At 44.2% G+C, this 14290-nt stretch carries 11 protein-coding genes and 1 pseudogene; 6 read left to right on the forward strand and 6 right to left on the reverse strand.

Translation table 11 applies throughout. The annotated features are described in order from the left end of the window. Positions 1-77 precede the first annotated feature (77 nt). On the forward strand, positions 78-1151 hold the full coding sequence (locus tag R8P61_02385) for an LptF/LptG family permease (GenBank protein MDW3645891.1): 1074 nt from the start codon (positions 78-80) through the stop codon (positions 1149-1151). After that, positions 1151-2818, forward strand: coding sequence for a hypothetical protein (locus tag R8P61_02390; GenBank protein ID MDW3645892.1), 1668 nt, complete (start codon positions 1151-1153; stop codon positions 2816-2818). Before R8P61_02385 ends, R8P61_02390 begins: the two co-directional genes overlap by 1 nt. A gap of 155 nt (positions 2819-2973) precedes the next feature. On the opposite strand, the gene R8P61_02395 is transcribed toward R8P61_02390, so the two are convergent. Beyond that, positions 2974-4122, reverse strand: a complete 1149-nt coding sequence (locus R8P61_02395; protein ID MDW3645893.1) for an iron-containing alcohol dehydrogenase — start codon at positions 4120-4122, stop codon at positions 2974-2976. 149 nt (positions 4123-4271) lie between these two features. Here R8P61_02395 and R8P61_02400 point away from each other — a divergent pair, with 149 nt between their 5' ends. The 3 genes from R8P61_02400 to R8P61_02410 all read left to right on the forward strand — a co-directional run bounded on the left by R8P61_02400 (position 4272) and on the right by R8P61_02410 (position 6602). Then, on the forward strand, positions 4272-5117 hold the full coding sequence (locus R8P61_02400) for a sulfurtransferase (protein MDW3645894.1): 846 nt from the start codon (positions 4272-4274) through the stop codon (positions 5115-5117). 14 nt (positions 5118-5131) lie between these two features. Continuing rightward, positions 5132-6208: an alpha/beta hydrolase gene (locus R8P61_02405; protein MDW3645895.1), complete on the forward strand. Its 1077-nt coding sequence runs from the start codon at positions 5132-5134 to the stop codon at positions 6206-6208. Positions 6209-6311: 103 nt separating this feature from the next. Further along, positions 6312-6602, forward strand: coding sequence for a hypothetical protein (locus R8P61_02410; protein ID MDW3645896.1), 291 nt, complete (start codon positions 6312-6314; stop codon positions 6600-6602). A 243-nt stretch (positions 6603-6845) separates the two neighbouring features. On the opposite strand, the gene R8P61_02415 is transcribed toward R8P61_02410, so the two are convergent. From R8P61_02415 to R8P61_02435, 5 genes and pseudogenes are all read right to left on the reverse strand, one after another. Beyond that, entirely contained in the window at positions 6846-7940 is a 1095-nt protein-coding gene (locus tag R8P61_02415) for an ATP-dependent 6-phosphofructokinase (protein MDW3645897.1), read from the reverse strand. Positions 7941-8003: 63 nt separating this feature from the next. Continuing rightward, a complete protein-coding gene (locus R8P61_02420) occupies positions 8004-9464 on the reverse strand; it encodes a hypothetical protein (GenBank protein MDW3645898.1) in 1461 nt (486 codons plus the stop codon). 124 nt (positions 9465-9588) lie between these two features. Next, positions 9589-10251 (reverse strand): sterol desaturase family protein, encoded by a 663-nt coding sequence (locus R8P61_02425; protein ID MDW3645899.1) that lies wholly within the window; start codon positions 10249-10251, stop codon positions 9589-9591. Positions 10252-10559: 308 nt separating this feature from the next. Then, positions 10560-12662 carry a methylmalonyl-CoA mutase gene (scpA, locus tag R8P61_02430; GenBank protein MDW3645900.1) on the reverse strand — a complete coding sequence of 701 codons (2103 nt, stop codon included), beginning with the start codon at positions 12660-12662 and terminating at the stop codon, positions 10560-10562. A gap of 24 nt (positions 12663-12686) precedes the next feature. Then, a pseudogene (locus tag R8P61_02435) lies at positions 12687-13793 on the reverse strand (methylmalonyl-CoA mutase family protein). A 105-nt stretch (positions 13794-13898) separates the two neighbouring features. On the opposite strand from R8P61_02435, the gene R8P61_02440 reads away from it, so the two are divergent. Next, complete coding sequence (locus R8P61_02440) at positions 13899-14252, forward strand: iron-sulfur cluster assembly accessory protein (protein MDW3645901.1); 354 nt, start codon at positions 13899-13901, stop codon at positions 14250-14252. Positions 14253-14290 lie beyond the last annotated feature (38 nt).

Raw genomic sequence — 14290 nt, forward strand, 5'->3', positions numbered from 1 at the left:
ATTTTGAAGAAATATAGAAAAAGCTGGCAACCAAATGAGGCTTTGTCGGCACTTTAACAAAAATTGCGGATAGAGGAATGAATATCCTGGATCGATACATCATTAAACAATATCTCACAGCAAGTTTGTTCATCCTGGGGATGATCATTGCGATTGCCGTGATGATTGATTTGGTGGAAAGGATAGATTTCTTTCTGGACCGGAAACCTCCCTTTAGTGAGATCATCTTTGATTATTACCTCAACTTCATTCCCTTCTGGGCGGATCTCTTGAGTCCGGTCTGTATTTTTCTGGGGGTGATCTTTTTTACTTCCCGGATGGCAGGGCGCTCGGAGGTCATTCCTATGTTGGGTGCGGGAGTAAGTTTTTACCGCATTTTTGTACCCTATCTGATCTGTGCAATCGCATTGGCCGGGGTTTCCTTTTATTTCAAAGGCTATCTCATTCCCCGTGCAACAGAAGAACGGGTAGCCTTTGAATACAAATACTTTAAAAAGAAGACCATACACAGAAAGCGGGATATCCATAAAAAGGTAGCCCCCGATACCTATGTCTACATCGGCTTTTACAATGAAAAGCGGAAAGAGGGGCATACTTTTAACCTGGAACAAACCAAAGACGGGGATATCATCGCCAAGATTGAAGCCAAACGGATCCTCTGGGTAGACTCTACAGAAAACTGGCGACTGATCAATGCGCGACTGCGAAAGATGAAAGGGAAAAAGGAGCGTATGTGGACGACTCCGGAATTGGATACTACCTTCCTTTTGTATCCAGATGATATCTTTATTCGGGAAGAAGCGGAAAAGACGAAAACCTCAGAGGAGCTTGTAGAGTATATAGAGCTGGAGGAAATGCGGGGCTCAGACATCTTGAAGGCCTTGTACATCGAAAGGCATCGACGCTTGTCCGATCCTCTGGCTATGATTATCCTGACCATTATTGGTTATGCTATGGCCTCTCGAAAATCGAGGGGCGGTATCGCCTTACAAATTGGATTGGGACTATTTCTGTGCCTACTATATGTGGGCCTGCTTTTTGGTAGCCAGGCGATGGTCAGTCAGACCTTTCCTGCCCAGCGAGCTGTTTGGGTTCCCAATGCTATTTTCCTTCCTATCGCACTATTCTTAATGCGCATAGTACCGAAATAATGGCCGAATTAGCTGAAACTTCCTATCCCAATGAAGTACCGGAGGGACATCCTTACCGACTACTGGGTATTGGTATTTTGATGGCGGCACTCTATTTCCTGGCCTATGGCTTTCATGGAATGAGTGATACCGATCAGGGATTTCTTTCCGCTTTATCCTATAGAGTGCTACAAGGTGAGGTTCCCTATATAGACTTTATCTATATCAGGCCACCCTTAAGTTTATACCTCCACGCCTTCATTCAATCCCTCTTACCTGCTTCTCTGGAAATCCTGGGAGAACGCTTTGTCTTTTATCTCTTTATGGCACTGAGTGTGTTTTGGACCATTAGAGGACTGCAGCATTTCTTTGATTTCCGAAAGATTGGTATTTCTACCGAACTGTTTCTGGTCATGGCTTTTGCCTGCAGTGTTCACAATTTCCCGCCCATGGCTTGGCATACGATTGATGGCATCTTATTCTCCTCACTGGGAGTCTATATGGTGGCCCGCAGGCAAAAAATTTATTGGCATGTCTTTGCTTTGTTTTGCTTTGTGGCAGCTGCCCTTTGCAAACAGGCATTTTATCCTATGCTGGTTTTTGGGCCGGCTCTACTCTTTCTTCAGTATGGAGCAAAATACGCATGGAAACCAGCGGCTATATTCGGAGGAATATTAATGGCATTTCTGGGCTCTCTGTATCTTAGTTATCCAGAATATTGCGAAGCTTTCCTTGCGCAAAGTACAGGAGAAAGCAGGCTTGCTGATCTAGTGGATGTTGCCATAGTCGAATATGCAAAGCCCTTTCTGCTCATTGTTTTACCTTTATTGATTGTCTGGAGGGCTCATGCGATCTATACCTGGAGGTATTTACCTGCCGGGATATTTGGATTAGCCTTTTGGGGATTGTTGGGTATGCATGTGTACCAAAGTTTAAAATTGGATGCTTATGTAGCTCCTTCCTTTGGATTTGCTCAGGCTTTCTGGTTGATCGCAGCAGGAGTTGCAGTTAAAAGTTTCTGGCTAAATCGAGCTGCATTTTCTTTTCTGCTGAGTCTCTTGAGTATAGGTTGGTGTGCAGGTATAAGCTGGGGCTACGCCAATCCCATGCTTTTCTTTACTCCCATTCTTTTCGCCTTTATTTATGGATTAAATGAAGAATTGGAACTGAGTGTGCCTCGCTATTTTTATGGGGTCGCCTGTATTCTCCTGATATGGGTTTTTGCTTTCCTCTACCAATATCCCTACCGCGATCAGGATAGAGACACTCTGACTGCCAAACCCGGCATGTATGTGGAGAAATTGACAGGCTTGAGAACTGGCGAACCATTTGAAGAAAAGCTCCTGGAATTGAAGGACTTTTTCGAAAAGTATGATCCAAACAAGACGGCCGTTCTTCCCGGCTATCCTATGGCCCATTATCTTTTTGATGCGCAAAATCCATTGCCCGTTGACTGGGCGCATAATGCTGAAATGAATTATGCTCGTTTGGAAGATGAGTTGAAGTTGAAAATTTCGGAAGAAGTGGAATGGGTTCTCCTTGAAAAAGAGGAGATAGATATGTTTGACGAAGAAGATCGTTATGGGTCTATGCTGAGTGGATATGTAAAGGAAAGTTGGCTCCCTGCGGATACAAGTGAGTATTTCTGGCTTATGAAAAACCCGAAACTGGAGCCAGCTTCAGATTAGTAGGGGAGGGTTATTTTTTACAACATGTTTGTCATTGCGAGCACTAATTTAGGGCGAAGCAATCCCCTTGATTCCAGTAGGTGTTTTGTATTCAAGGGGATTGCTTCGCCTGTATTACAGGCTCGCAATGACAAGACTGTTTGCTGAAGCTTTCTCTACCAGGCTTTCTGGTAAATCGCCCGAAAATCTGCCCTGCTCACAGGCTTGGGATTGTTGGGATGGGCGAAATCAGCTATCGCCAAATCGCTCAAAGCTTCTAAATGAGATTCTTCCACGCCTTTCTCCCTGAGTTTGGTAGGTAATCCCAGTCTTTGGTTCAAGGCAAATAGTTCCTCGATCAGGCCTTCTGCTGAAGGATTCTCCATAGAAGTCAGCCGAGCCATTTCTTCAAACTTATCCTCCAGGCCGGTCATATTGAATTCCATTCCATAGGGCAGATTGATTGCATTGGCAAGTCCGTGGTGCATATCCAATAAGGTAGAGAGGGGGTGGGCCAAAGAATGGACAACTCCCAGACCTTTTTGAAATGCAACAGCTCCCATCAAAGAACCCAACATCATTTTTGCTCTGGCTTCAGGAGTTGGGTTGAGGGTGGCGGCTTCAATGGAATCAAAGATGAGTTTCATACCCTGTAAAGCAATCCCATCAGCCATGGGATGGTAGTTTTTGGCGAGGTAAGCTTCCATATTATGGGTAAGGGCATCCATACCGGTTGCGGCTGTAATATGTGCCGGTAATTCATAGGTCAGAGCAGGATCGGCAAAGACCTGTTTCGCCAATAAACTGGGCGCAAAGAGGATACGTTTGCGCTTACTTTCATCCTCAGAAATAATAGCTGATCGTCCAACTTCACTCCCTGTACCAGAAGTAGTAGGCACCGTTACAAAATGCGGAACAGCTTCCGTAACATATTTATCCCCCCCTATCAGGTCATCATAGACAAATAAATCCTGATGGTGATTGATCCGTAAAGCGATGGCTCTTGCTACATCCATGGCAGCCCCTCCGCCTATGCCTATGATCGAATCCCGATTCGAACTTTTATATGCATCTCCTCCGGCGAGCACATCAGACTTGACAGGATTCGCATGCATATCAGAAAATACATCCACACTAAGTCCTTTTGCATGTAGATGGCTCAGGATTTCTTTGAAAAAGCCCAATTCAGCAACATTGGGATCCGTAACTACCAGAGGACGTTCGAGTCCATGTTTTTTTAGGTAGTCCGGCAATTCTTTGATTACTCCCTCACCAAATCTGATATCTGTGGGGAAACTAAAGGAGGTAGGAGAAGTGATGTCCATAATTTGTTCTTGAAGGGATACAAAATAATATACCCAAATGAATCGGACAAGGCTTTCATTTTTTTCTCCAGTTTAAGAGAAGAAAAAAGAAAAAATCTGTAACTAGGGAAGGATTTTTAATAGCTACTCCGGCCCAATTACAAACTGCTATGTATAAGACCTTTATTAGCGCATATGAACTGGCTCAGCATTTAGATAATCCTCAATGGCAAGTCTTTGATTGTCGCCATGAGCTAAAGGACACAGAGGCCGGCCGAAATGCCTATAAAGTAGGACATATTCCAGGAGCTATCTTTGCCCATCTGGATGAAGACCTCTCGGGTCCTATAGATGCTCCCGTGACAGGAAGACATCCTTTGCCCCATCCCGATAAATTTTTGGAAAGTCTTCAAAACTGGGGATTGAATCCCGATACTCAAGTAGTGGTTTATGATGATAAAGGGGGGGGTATTGCTGCCAGACTTTGGTGGATGCTGAAGGCTATGGGGCATGAAGCTGTTGCCGTGTTGGATGGAGGAATCCAGGCCTGGGAAGCTTCTGGCGGAGCTTTATCCACAGACATTCCCCAAGCGTCTAAGGGAACTATAGAAATCCAAATGCAGGAAGGGGTTGCGGTAAATGTAAAAGAAGTGGAAGCACGTTCGCAATCCGGTCAGGGACTCCTGATCGATGCCCGGGCAGGAATTCGGTATCGAGGCGAAAAGGAACCCATAGATCCGATAGCGGGACATATTCCCTCAGCTGTTTCTGCTCCCTGGATGGAGAATTTGGGGGAAGACAAAAAAATCAAATCGAAAGAAGACATTTCCGCCCGTTTTCAGGAAATACTGGGAGATACGCCCATAGAAGAAAGCATCGTCTATTGTGGGTCGGGAGTTACTGCCTGTCATAATCTTTTGGCAATGGAATATGCGGGCTTATCTGGAGCAAGATTATACCCTGGTTCCTGGAGCCACTGGATAACGGATAAAGATCGTGCAATTGAGAAAGAATAAGAATACCTGAGATTGTGGCTAGCTTTGACTCTATAGAACTAAAAGCAGGTAAAGCTGCTTATGAGGCCATCATGGATGGAGGCCTCAAGCCTGAAATGATCAAACTAATGTCTGGTGCAGCTGGAGGTCCTAAATGGATCGTGTTGGGACATTTGGATCGCTACCTTTTTGGAGAATGGTTTAAGGGCCGAAAGGAGGCCCTTCCTATGATCGGCTCATCGATTGGCGCCTGGAGGTTTGCATCATCAATGGCCTTTCCTGATCCTGTAAAAGGATTGGAGTTGTTTAAAGAAGGTTATTTCGGTCAGGCCTATTCTGACAAACCCACACGTGAGGAAATTACTGCTGTCATTCCTCAGGTAACGAAAGAATATATAAACCCGGATACGATTCCTCATATTTTGAATCATCCTTTTGCGCGGCTTTTTGTCATTGCAGTTAAAAGTAAAGGACTACTTGCCAGCGAAAACAAATTGCTGCAAGGTACCGGGCTTATTGCGACAATTATAGGCAATGCGATGAGCCGAAGGAACCTCAATGCCTTCTTTCATCGGGTTCTTTTTCACGATCCCCGGGGAGAAAGCAGTTTTTTGGGGAAAGATGCTTTTCCTACTACAGAAGTCGAACTCCATAAAGATAATTTTGAGGCAGCTCTTTTGGCAACGGGCGCCATTCCTATGGTCATGGAAGGTATTCCCAATGTTCCGGACGCACCTGAAGGAATGTATAGAGATGGAGGTTTGATTGATTACCATTTGACCCTGCCTTATCAATTGGGCGAAGGAGATATCGTATTTCAACCGCATTTCTTTGACCAGGTAAAGCCCAGCTGGTTTGACAAAAAACTCAAAAATCGCAAACCCTCAGAAGCGGAGAAAAATCATGTGCTTTTGCTTCACCCTTCTCAAAAGTTTATCCAAAAACTTCCTGGCGGCTATGTACCGGATCGAAAAGATTTTGAAAATTTTCCCACCAAAGAGCGTCAGGAGCGATGGGAAAAGGCCTTTGATCTCAGCAAAGAAGTCAGAGATGATTTTGCAGAATTAGTTCAAAGTGGAAAAATTCGGGAAAAATTGAAATTATGGGAGTGATGCGTGACTTATCAAATATTTTCCTATCTTATAATTGAAGCCATACTGAAAACTCCCTAGAAGTATTAAAAACGCACATTTTACTAATATTAATACTTTAATTATGGGAAGCTTACTACCGCTTATTATTCAACTTATTTCAGGTGCAGCAGGAGGAAATCTTGCCGGATCACTCATGAAGAATCTTTCATTGGGTACGCTTGGTAATTCTATTGCCGGTATCCTGGGAGGAGGGCTCGGAGGTCAGGTATTGAACATGTTTATGGACATGCCCGCTGGAAGCATGGACGTTGCCGGAATTTTGGGTAGCGTTGCCGGTGGTGGAGTAGGAGGAGGAATCGTGATGGCTGTTATTGGCCTGATTAAAAAAGCGATGGCAGGGGGAAATAGCTAAATCAAGGCATACCCACGCAACATATGACCTTGAGCAGATATATTCCTTGCTCAAAGAAATGCGGAGCCGAAAGGCTCCGCTTATTTTTTGTCATGTGAACAAGGGTAGTGTGAAGCGAATAGTATCCAGGATAATAAGGATGGAGAAAGTTCAAGTGCAAGTATCAAGCTCAAATGCAAAAAGGAAGGTAGTAATCCCCTGAACTTGAAATTTGAATTTGCGCTTGATCTTTCTTTTTACCCATCAATCACCAAAGCTGATTCCGATTCCACGCGCTACCTGAACCAGATAGGAGTTAGGATCAACAAAATTGTAGGTGGAGGTCGCTTCTTCCAGGCTTACGTCTATGATGCTATTGTTGCGATAAGCAGCCATTCGTCCAAACTTTCCTTCCAAAACCATCTCAAAAGCCTTTACTCCATACTGAGTTGCCAAAATGCGGTCAAATGCAGTAGGTGTTCCTCCTCTTTGCAAATGTCCCAGGACCGTAACTCGAAAGTCTCCTGCACAATCCGAAGCTTTCAATTCCTCTACCAAACGATAGCCTGCACCTCCCAATCTCTTATGACCATATCCAGCTTCACCCATATCAGTCGCAACCACAGTTCCGCCTTTGGGCTTGGCTCCTTCTGAAATCACAATATTGGCAAAGCCTCGTCTTTGTTTATAACGCGCATTTATGCGTTTTGAGATTTTCTGGATGTCGTATTCTATCTCCGGAATCAGGCAAACTTCTGCGCCACCAGCTATGGCAGAATGCAAGGCTATCCAGCCCGCATCTCTTCCCATAGTTTCCATAATCATTACCCTCGAATGGCTTTCTGCTGTGGTTACGAGTTTATCAAAACTCTCAGTTGCTACCTGCACTGCTGTTTGAAAACCAAAGGTATAATCCGTAGCGGAAAGGTCATTGTCAATGGTTTTGGGTACCCCGACTATGTTGAGCCCTTTTTCGCAAAACTTCCTGGAAATCTTTTGAGAGCCATCTCCACCGATGCTGATGATAGCATCAAAACCCATTTGCTGGCATTTTTCTATCAATTCATCAGAACGATCTACTTCGGACCAAGTGCCATCTTCATTTTCTACGGGCCAACTAAAAGGATTCCCTCTATTGGTCGTCCCAATGATGGTTCCCCCTTTGACATGGATACCACTTACTGCCTTCTCATCTAATGGAACAATTTCCATAGGATCCAGCAAGAGGCCATTGTAAGCCTCCACGCATCCGTATACTTCCCAGTCTTTTTCTTGCAAGGCGCGTTTAACTGCAGCTCTGATTACTGCATTGAGACCCGGACAGTCGCCACCACCGGTCATGATCAGGAGTTTCTTCATAAAAAATATGCATGGCCTGTGAGTACAGGCGTTTTTCTCTCGGGCAAAGATAGAAGATTGCAGCTATTTTATACGCTTGCCTTCCCATATTCCCGAAGATTTTACTCCCTGAATGGTTTTGGTATAGGCCCATTTCCCTTTAAAATACTTTCCATCAGAAATGGTGATACTAAAATCAGCGGTAGTTCTCCTTCTTCCATCTGTGAGAATTCCTTCCAATCTTTTGTTTCGAGCATCATAGCTTGCTTTATAAATAGAGACTTTGTCTCCCTTGCCGCTTACCTTATTGCTTTTCTGGCTGAATTCGATTTCCCCAAATTCAGCGGTATCCCAGATACCTTCCCATGGGAAATTCTGAAGGCTGGGCATGCGACTGGAAGTTTTGCTACCGGTCCATCTACCTTGAGTTTTTGAATCATTGAAAGACCAACTCCCTCCCATATTTTCCCCAGAAATGGTCCATTTGAAGGTGCCCTCTCTTGTCCCATTGACAAATTCTCCTTTTAAGGTTTGAGAATTTGGGTCATAATAGCCTTCGATGGTTCCCAATTTCCCATAATCACCATATACCCTGTTTCCGGAAGTTTTTAATCTAAGGACGTCAAAAGAAGTTTTCCAGGTTCCTTGCCAGGAACTTGCGGGAGATTTGATCAGCTGATCGACTGGAATTTTACCGGTCTCTACGAGATCTGGGAGTCTTTCCAATAGTTCTGGTTTGATATTTCCGGGATCTAAGGTGAGAGTTCCGCCTGGATTTCTGCTGTCTGGATTATCGGGTTTATCGGGCTCTTTTGTATCTGTAGTCGAATTTCCGGGATTCCGGGGATTAGGATTCTCTGGCTCTTCAGTCGCTTCTTCTACTTGAGTAGTTGCTACTTCTGTCCGCTTTCTTTCTGCTGGAGGTTCATTGAAATTTTTCACGAGAAAATAGCCAAGACCTATAAATGCAAGAAGTCCTGCGCCCATCAAGTAATAGCGGACATTGCTGGTGCGGGTTTGGGGCCTGGCTTGAACGCTTTGCCTTCTTCTTTTTTCTGCCTCTGCTTTTTTTCGAAACTCTTCCTTCTTTTTCCCTTCAATGGCCTGAAGCTCACGGATGAGCCTTTGGGTTTCTTCTTTATATTTTCCGTTGGGATACTTTTGAAAATAATCCTGGTAGCCTTCTATATCATTGGATGCGGAGGCGATAGCCCAGGCTTTTTCTTCAGTTTGTTCGTTGAAATATTTTTCCAGGATGGGATACTCATCATCGAGACTATTGAGAATATCTACCAGGGTTTTGTTGATTCTGGCCATTTGAGTATTGAAATCACCGGCATCAATGAAATCTTGTTCACGCTCATTTACGGCTTTAGAAAAGCGACTTGAAAGGATGATGATTTTTCCCTGCAGGGGTTCAATTTCCTCTTTCAACTCCTTGGTCGATCTGGCTGCCTCATCCAGAGTTTCGATGAGGCTATTCATAACCTCCTTTACTTCATTATTGGCAAGTAGCTTCTTTAATTCCAGGGTATATGCATCCATATCTGAAATGTTTCCATGAGAATATAAGGATTTATTTACTCAAGGCAAGGCTTGAGGCATGGGCATAAAAAAGGCTCGCCTCCTTCAAAAGAACGAGGCGAGCTAATCTTTTACATGAAGTGAATTACTGAGGAATAGCGGTTTTAACCCCATCCTCTTTCACGGTAACTCTTCCTTTCTGTGGCATGGTTCCAAATATCCAGTCCCAAAGAGGAGAAGAAACTCCATAGGCCACGGAATCATCTTTGTAGTGATGGATCGCGTGATGTACCCATAGTTTTTTCAACTTGTTTTTGGGTGGCTGGAATACATGGGTGGCATAATGGATGGACAGATAGCTGGCATATCCAGAAAGGAAACCGGCTCCAAATCCGTATCCAAAGTCTCCCAAACTTGCTCTGAATAACCAAATGAAGAAAAGGGCCAGAGTTGCACTCATTAAAGGAGGCATGATCAAGCGCTTTTTGTCACGTGGATATTCATGGTGGATACCATGAATCAGGTACTGAAACTTTTCAGCAGAGGGAAGGTGTTCTACAATATGAAACACATGTTTGTGCATCATATATTCGAAGAAAGTCCAGAAAAACAGACCAAACCAAAACAATCCGGCTATCAACCAGCCAGACATATGGGTTGTGGTAAGTCCAAAGGTAATAAGACCGATAGAGGCGCCGTAAAACAGGATCAGGGGAACCGAAATATGCGTTACGGTTAGTTTCTCTAGAATCGGGTTATTAAATACAGCTTTGCTTTCTCCTTTTTTGATGCTGAATTTATTTTTCATAGCTAGGTATAAGATTAAAGGAAAATTGTATTTCTAATAATTAGTCATTCCTACTTCAAAAATCCGGATTATTTCTAACCGGTAATGTTGTTATGAGGACAAAGTCCCTAAAAAAATAGTAGAAGGACGAGGGCTTAGTGGAAAGGACAGGATGTGTGAATCTCTTTAAGTGATTATAGTGTATGTATCTACGCACATGTAATGCGATCTGAACAGAACTTAGTTTGTTTGTCAACCTTAGCGGTAGCAAATCTAACCTATATACTCCAATAAATTGAAAAAGTTGCTTTAAATAGTTATTAATTAGCTCATGCTAAGAGTTTCTTGAGGACCTCTCCGGCTGCTTCGGGAACCGGGGTTCCAGGGCCGAAAATACCCCCTACTCCTGCTTCATATAAGAAGTCATAATCCTGTTTTGGGATTACCCCTCCGGCTATGACCATGATGTCATCTCTTCCCAGTTTTTTCAACTCTCCGATGAGTTGTGGAACGAGGGTTTTGTGTCCGGCAGCCAGACTGGAAACCCCTACGACATGCACATCATTTTCGGCAGCTTGCATGGCCACTTCGCTAGGCACCTGAAAGAGTGGACCGATATCTACATCAAATCCAAGGTCAGCAAAACTGGTTGCAATCACTTTCGCTCCTCGATCATGTCCATCCTGTCCCATCTTGGCGACCAGAATCCGAGGACGTCTCCCTTCCAGTCGGGCAAATTCGTCAGCGAGTTTACGGGTCTCTTCAAAAGATGCATTATCCATAGCTACTTTGGCATAAACGCCACTTACTGATTGAATGGGGGCCTGGTATCGGCCAAAGTGTTCTTCCATCGCTTGAGAAATTTCGCCCAAAGTTGCCCTGGCACGGGCAGCCTCCACGGCCAGGGAAAGAAGATTTCCTTCTCCGCTTTTGGCACTTTCTCTTATTGCGTCCAGGCATGCGTTTAGGTTTGCCTGATCTCTGCCAGCTTTTGTATCATTTAGCCGCTTGATCTGGGCCTCTCGAACTGCTGTATTATCAACTTCCAGTATATCAAAATCCTGTTCGTAATCTGTCTGGTATTGATTGAGTCCTACGATGATATCCTTGCCCGAATCTATACGCGCCTGTTTGCGGGTAGCAGCTTCCTCAATTCTCAATTTTGGGATGCCGGCTTCTATAGCTTTTGCCATGCCTCCATGTGCCTCCACCTCTTCAATCAATTTCCAGGCTTTATCCACCAAATCGCGGGTGAGCCTTTCTACGTAATAAGAACCTGCCCAGGGGTCAACGGCTTTTGTAATCTGAGTTTCCTCCTGAAGGTAAATTTGAGTATCTCGGGCAATTCCCGCTGAGAAGTCGGTAGGCAAGGCTATGGCTTCGTCAAAAGAATTGGTGTGCAGGGATTGGGTATGGCCGAAAGCAGCCGCAAGGGCTTCTATACAAGTTCTTGCAACATTATTTAAGGGATCTTGCTCAGTGAGGCTCCACCCGGAGGTTTGGCAATGGGTTCTTAGAGAAAGGGATTTGGGATTTTGAGGATTAAACTGCTTGATTAGTTTCGCCCACAATAATCTACCCGCTCGCATTTTTGCGATCTCCATAAAGAAGTTCATCCCAATTGCCCAGAAAAATGAGATACGTGGAGCAAACGCGTCTATATCCAGACCTGCCTTTAATCCCCTACGTACATATTCCAATCCATCTGCCAGGGTATAAGCCAACTCCAAATCTGCGCTTGCACCTGCTTCCTGCATGTGGTAGCCACTTACAGAAATCGAATTGAAGCGAGGCATATTTTGGGAGGTATATTCAAAGATATCTCCAATGATGCGCATACTGGGCTCAGGAGGATATATATAGGTGTTCCGAACCATGAATTCCTTCAATACATCATTCTGTATGGTTCCGCTCAATTGTTTCGGCTCAACTCCCTCTTCCTCTGCGGCTACTATATAGAATGCCATGATTGGAATAACGGCTCCATTCATGGTCATGGATACGGACATCTTGTCCAGAGGAATCTGATCAAAAAGAATCTTCATATCCTCCACACTATCTATAGCTACTCCTGCCTTACCTACATCTCCTTCTACACGGGGGTGATCTGAGTCATAGCCTCTATGGGTTGCCAGGTCAAAAGCCACAGAAAGACCTTTCTGCCCGGCAGCCAGGTTTCGTCTGTAAAAGGCATTAGATTCTTCGGCAGTAGAAAAACCAGCATATTGGCGAATGGTCCAGGGACGCACAGCATACATACTGGAATAAGGGCCTCTGAGGAAAGGAGGAAGTCCTGCAGCAAAGTCTAAATGATCCAGACTTTCCACATCATCATCCTTATATAAAGATTTGATCTCAATGTCTTCCGGCGTTTCCCAGTTCAATTGGTTTTCTCCAAAAAGATCATCTTCTGAAAAATGAGCTTTCTGCACAAAGGTATCTCCCTGAAAGTCTTTCCAAACCTTATCGATCAAACGAGTCGTGAGTTCTTCTATATAATAGGCACCTCCAGCCGGATCGAGTACCTGATCAAGGTAGGATTCTTCTCTCAGGAGATGATGAATGTTTCTGCTTAGTCTTTGATTGAGGGCCAGATCGCGATCTTTACCCGGATCAAAATCAGAAAGAATCAGGCCATGAACGCCACCCAGAATGGAAGCGATAGCTGAACTGCTAAGTCTGAGAAGATTGCTATGTTTTTTATTGGGCTCTGTATGCCAAAGAGGGGCATGGGCCATAACGAAAGGAGACTGTAACTCCTTATCGTGAATACCTAAAACTTCCAACATGCGTGCAAAAAGAACCCTAAAGGCACGAAATTTTGCCAATTCCGGGAAAAAGGCAGTATCGACCGGGAAATTGAAAGCCAGGTTCTCTATAATTTCTTTAGTCTCAATTCCTTTGGACTGCATACTCTCGATCAGGTTGAGGCTGCGGATCAGAGCAAAGGTAAGTTGCGCACTGATTTTTACAGGTGGATCCCAGAGCTCTATACTGAGGGTACGGAAATAAGGAGAAGCTTCACTGCTTTTTACCAACTTGATGAGTTCTTCTGTCGAAGTCTCACGAGGCGTTGCATAGGTTCCTGTCAAAAAGCTTAAGTCCTGAGATTTGCTTTCCAGGTATTGTTGTAGCTTTTGAATTAATGTTGGGTCGGCATCCCGAGAGGAGAAATGGAGAGCTGTATCTTTCAGGGAAAAGAAAGGGAGTAATTCCAGAAAATCCTGAGGAGCATCGATATAAAAAGCATGTGCGTCTGCTTCTTCTGCTGTCCGTAGCTGATCCAGGGGATCTCCATAGCGAAAGGACAATTTCTGGATCAATTGCCAGGGCATGCCCGGAAGATTGAAGAGATTGCCGCGTCTAAAGGAGGAGAGCCGATCTTTGATTTTGTCAAGATCCGAGTTTCTATAATATGGGGCGAGTTTTATCCCTTTTTCAAATTCCCAATTCAGGTCTTCAAAACTTCGGCCCTTGAGATCCTTGACTATTTTTTCTTTCCATTCCTGATCGCTGATTGCAGGAAATTCGGAAAATAATGATTGCTCTCGCTTATTATCCATAAATGCCGATTGCGGTACTGAAACTATCGAAAGGTTAGTGTCCTGTTATTTCCAACTAAATGCGTAAATTTACGTTTACAAAGATTGATTAGCAATTTTCATTTAATGACAGAATTAACTCCAACACAAGAATCATCCGTTTCTCTGACTCCTACAGCTATTGAAGCCTTAAAGGAAATTCAGCGTACAGATAATCTACCTGCAGATAAGCCTTTGCGTGTAGGTGTAAAAGGAGGAGGATGCTCCGGCCTGACCTATGTGCTCAGTTTTGATGAAAAGCAGGAGCTGGATGATGAATGGATGATAGATGGAATACGTGTGATCATGGATAAGCGGCATGCCCTCTATGTCTATGGCATGGAAGTGGACTACCAGAGTGGACTCAATGACCGGGGATTTATTTTTAATAATCCCAATGCGAAAGATAGTTGCGGATGCGGGACTTCTTTCTCAACCTGATCAGAATCATGTTTTAATATACACGAAAAGGGCCACCA

Source organism: Bacteroidia bacterium, from assembly GCA_033391075.1.
GTDB lineage: Bacteria > Bacteroidota > Bacteroidia > J057 > J057 > JAWPMV01.

Bases quoted from the DNA above. Each gene is read 5' to 3' on its own strand.
- R8P61_02385 (MDW3645891.1), top strand. From the start codon at position 78: ATGAATATCCTGGATCGATACATCATTAAACAATATCTCACAGCAAGT.
- R8P61_02390 (MDW3645892.1), top strand. From the start codon at position 1,151: ATGGCCGAATTAGCTGAAACTTCCTATCCCAATGAAGTACCGGAGGGA.
- R8P61_02395 (MDW3645893.1), bottom strand. From the start codon at position 4,122: ATGGACATCACTTCTCCTACCTCCTTTAGTTTCCCCACAGATATCAGA.
- R8P61_02400 (MDW3645894.1), top strand. From the start codon at position 4,272: ATGTATAAGACCTTTATTAGCGCATATGAACTGGCTCAGCATTTAGAT.
- R8P61_02410 (MDW3645896.1), top strand. From the start codon at position 6,312: ATGGGAAGCTTACTACCGCTTATTATTCAACTTATTTCAGGTGCAGCA.
- R8P61_02415 (MDW3645897.1), bottom strand. From the start codon at position 7,940: ATGAAGAAACTCCTGATCATGACCGGTGGTGGCGACTGTCCGGGTCTC.
- R8P61_02420 (MDW3645898.1), bottom strand. From the start codon at position 9,464: ATGGATGCATATACCCTGGAATTAAAGAAGCTACTTGCCAATAATGAA.
- R8P61_02425 (MDW3645899.1), bottom strand. From the start codon at position 10,251: ATGAAAAATAAATTCAGCATCAAAAAAGGAGAAAGCAAAGCTGTATTT.
- R8P61_02440 (MDW3645901.1), top strand. From the start codon at position 13,899: ATGACAGAATTAACTCCAACACAAGAATCATCCGTTTCTCTGACTCCT.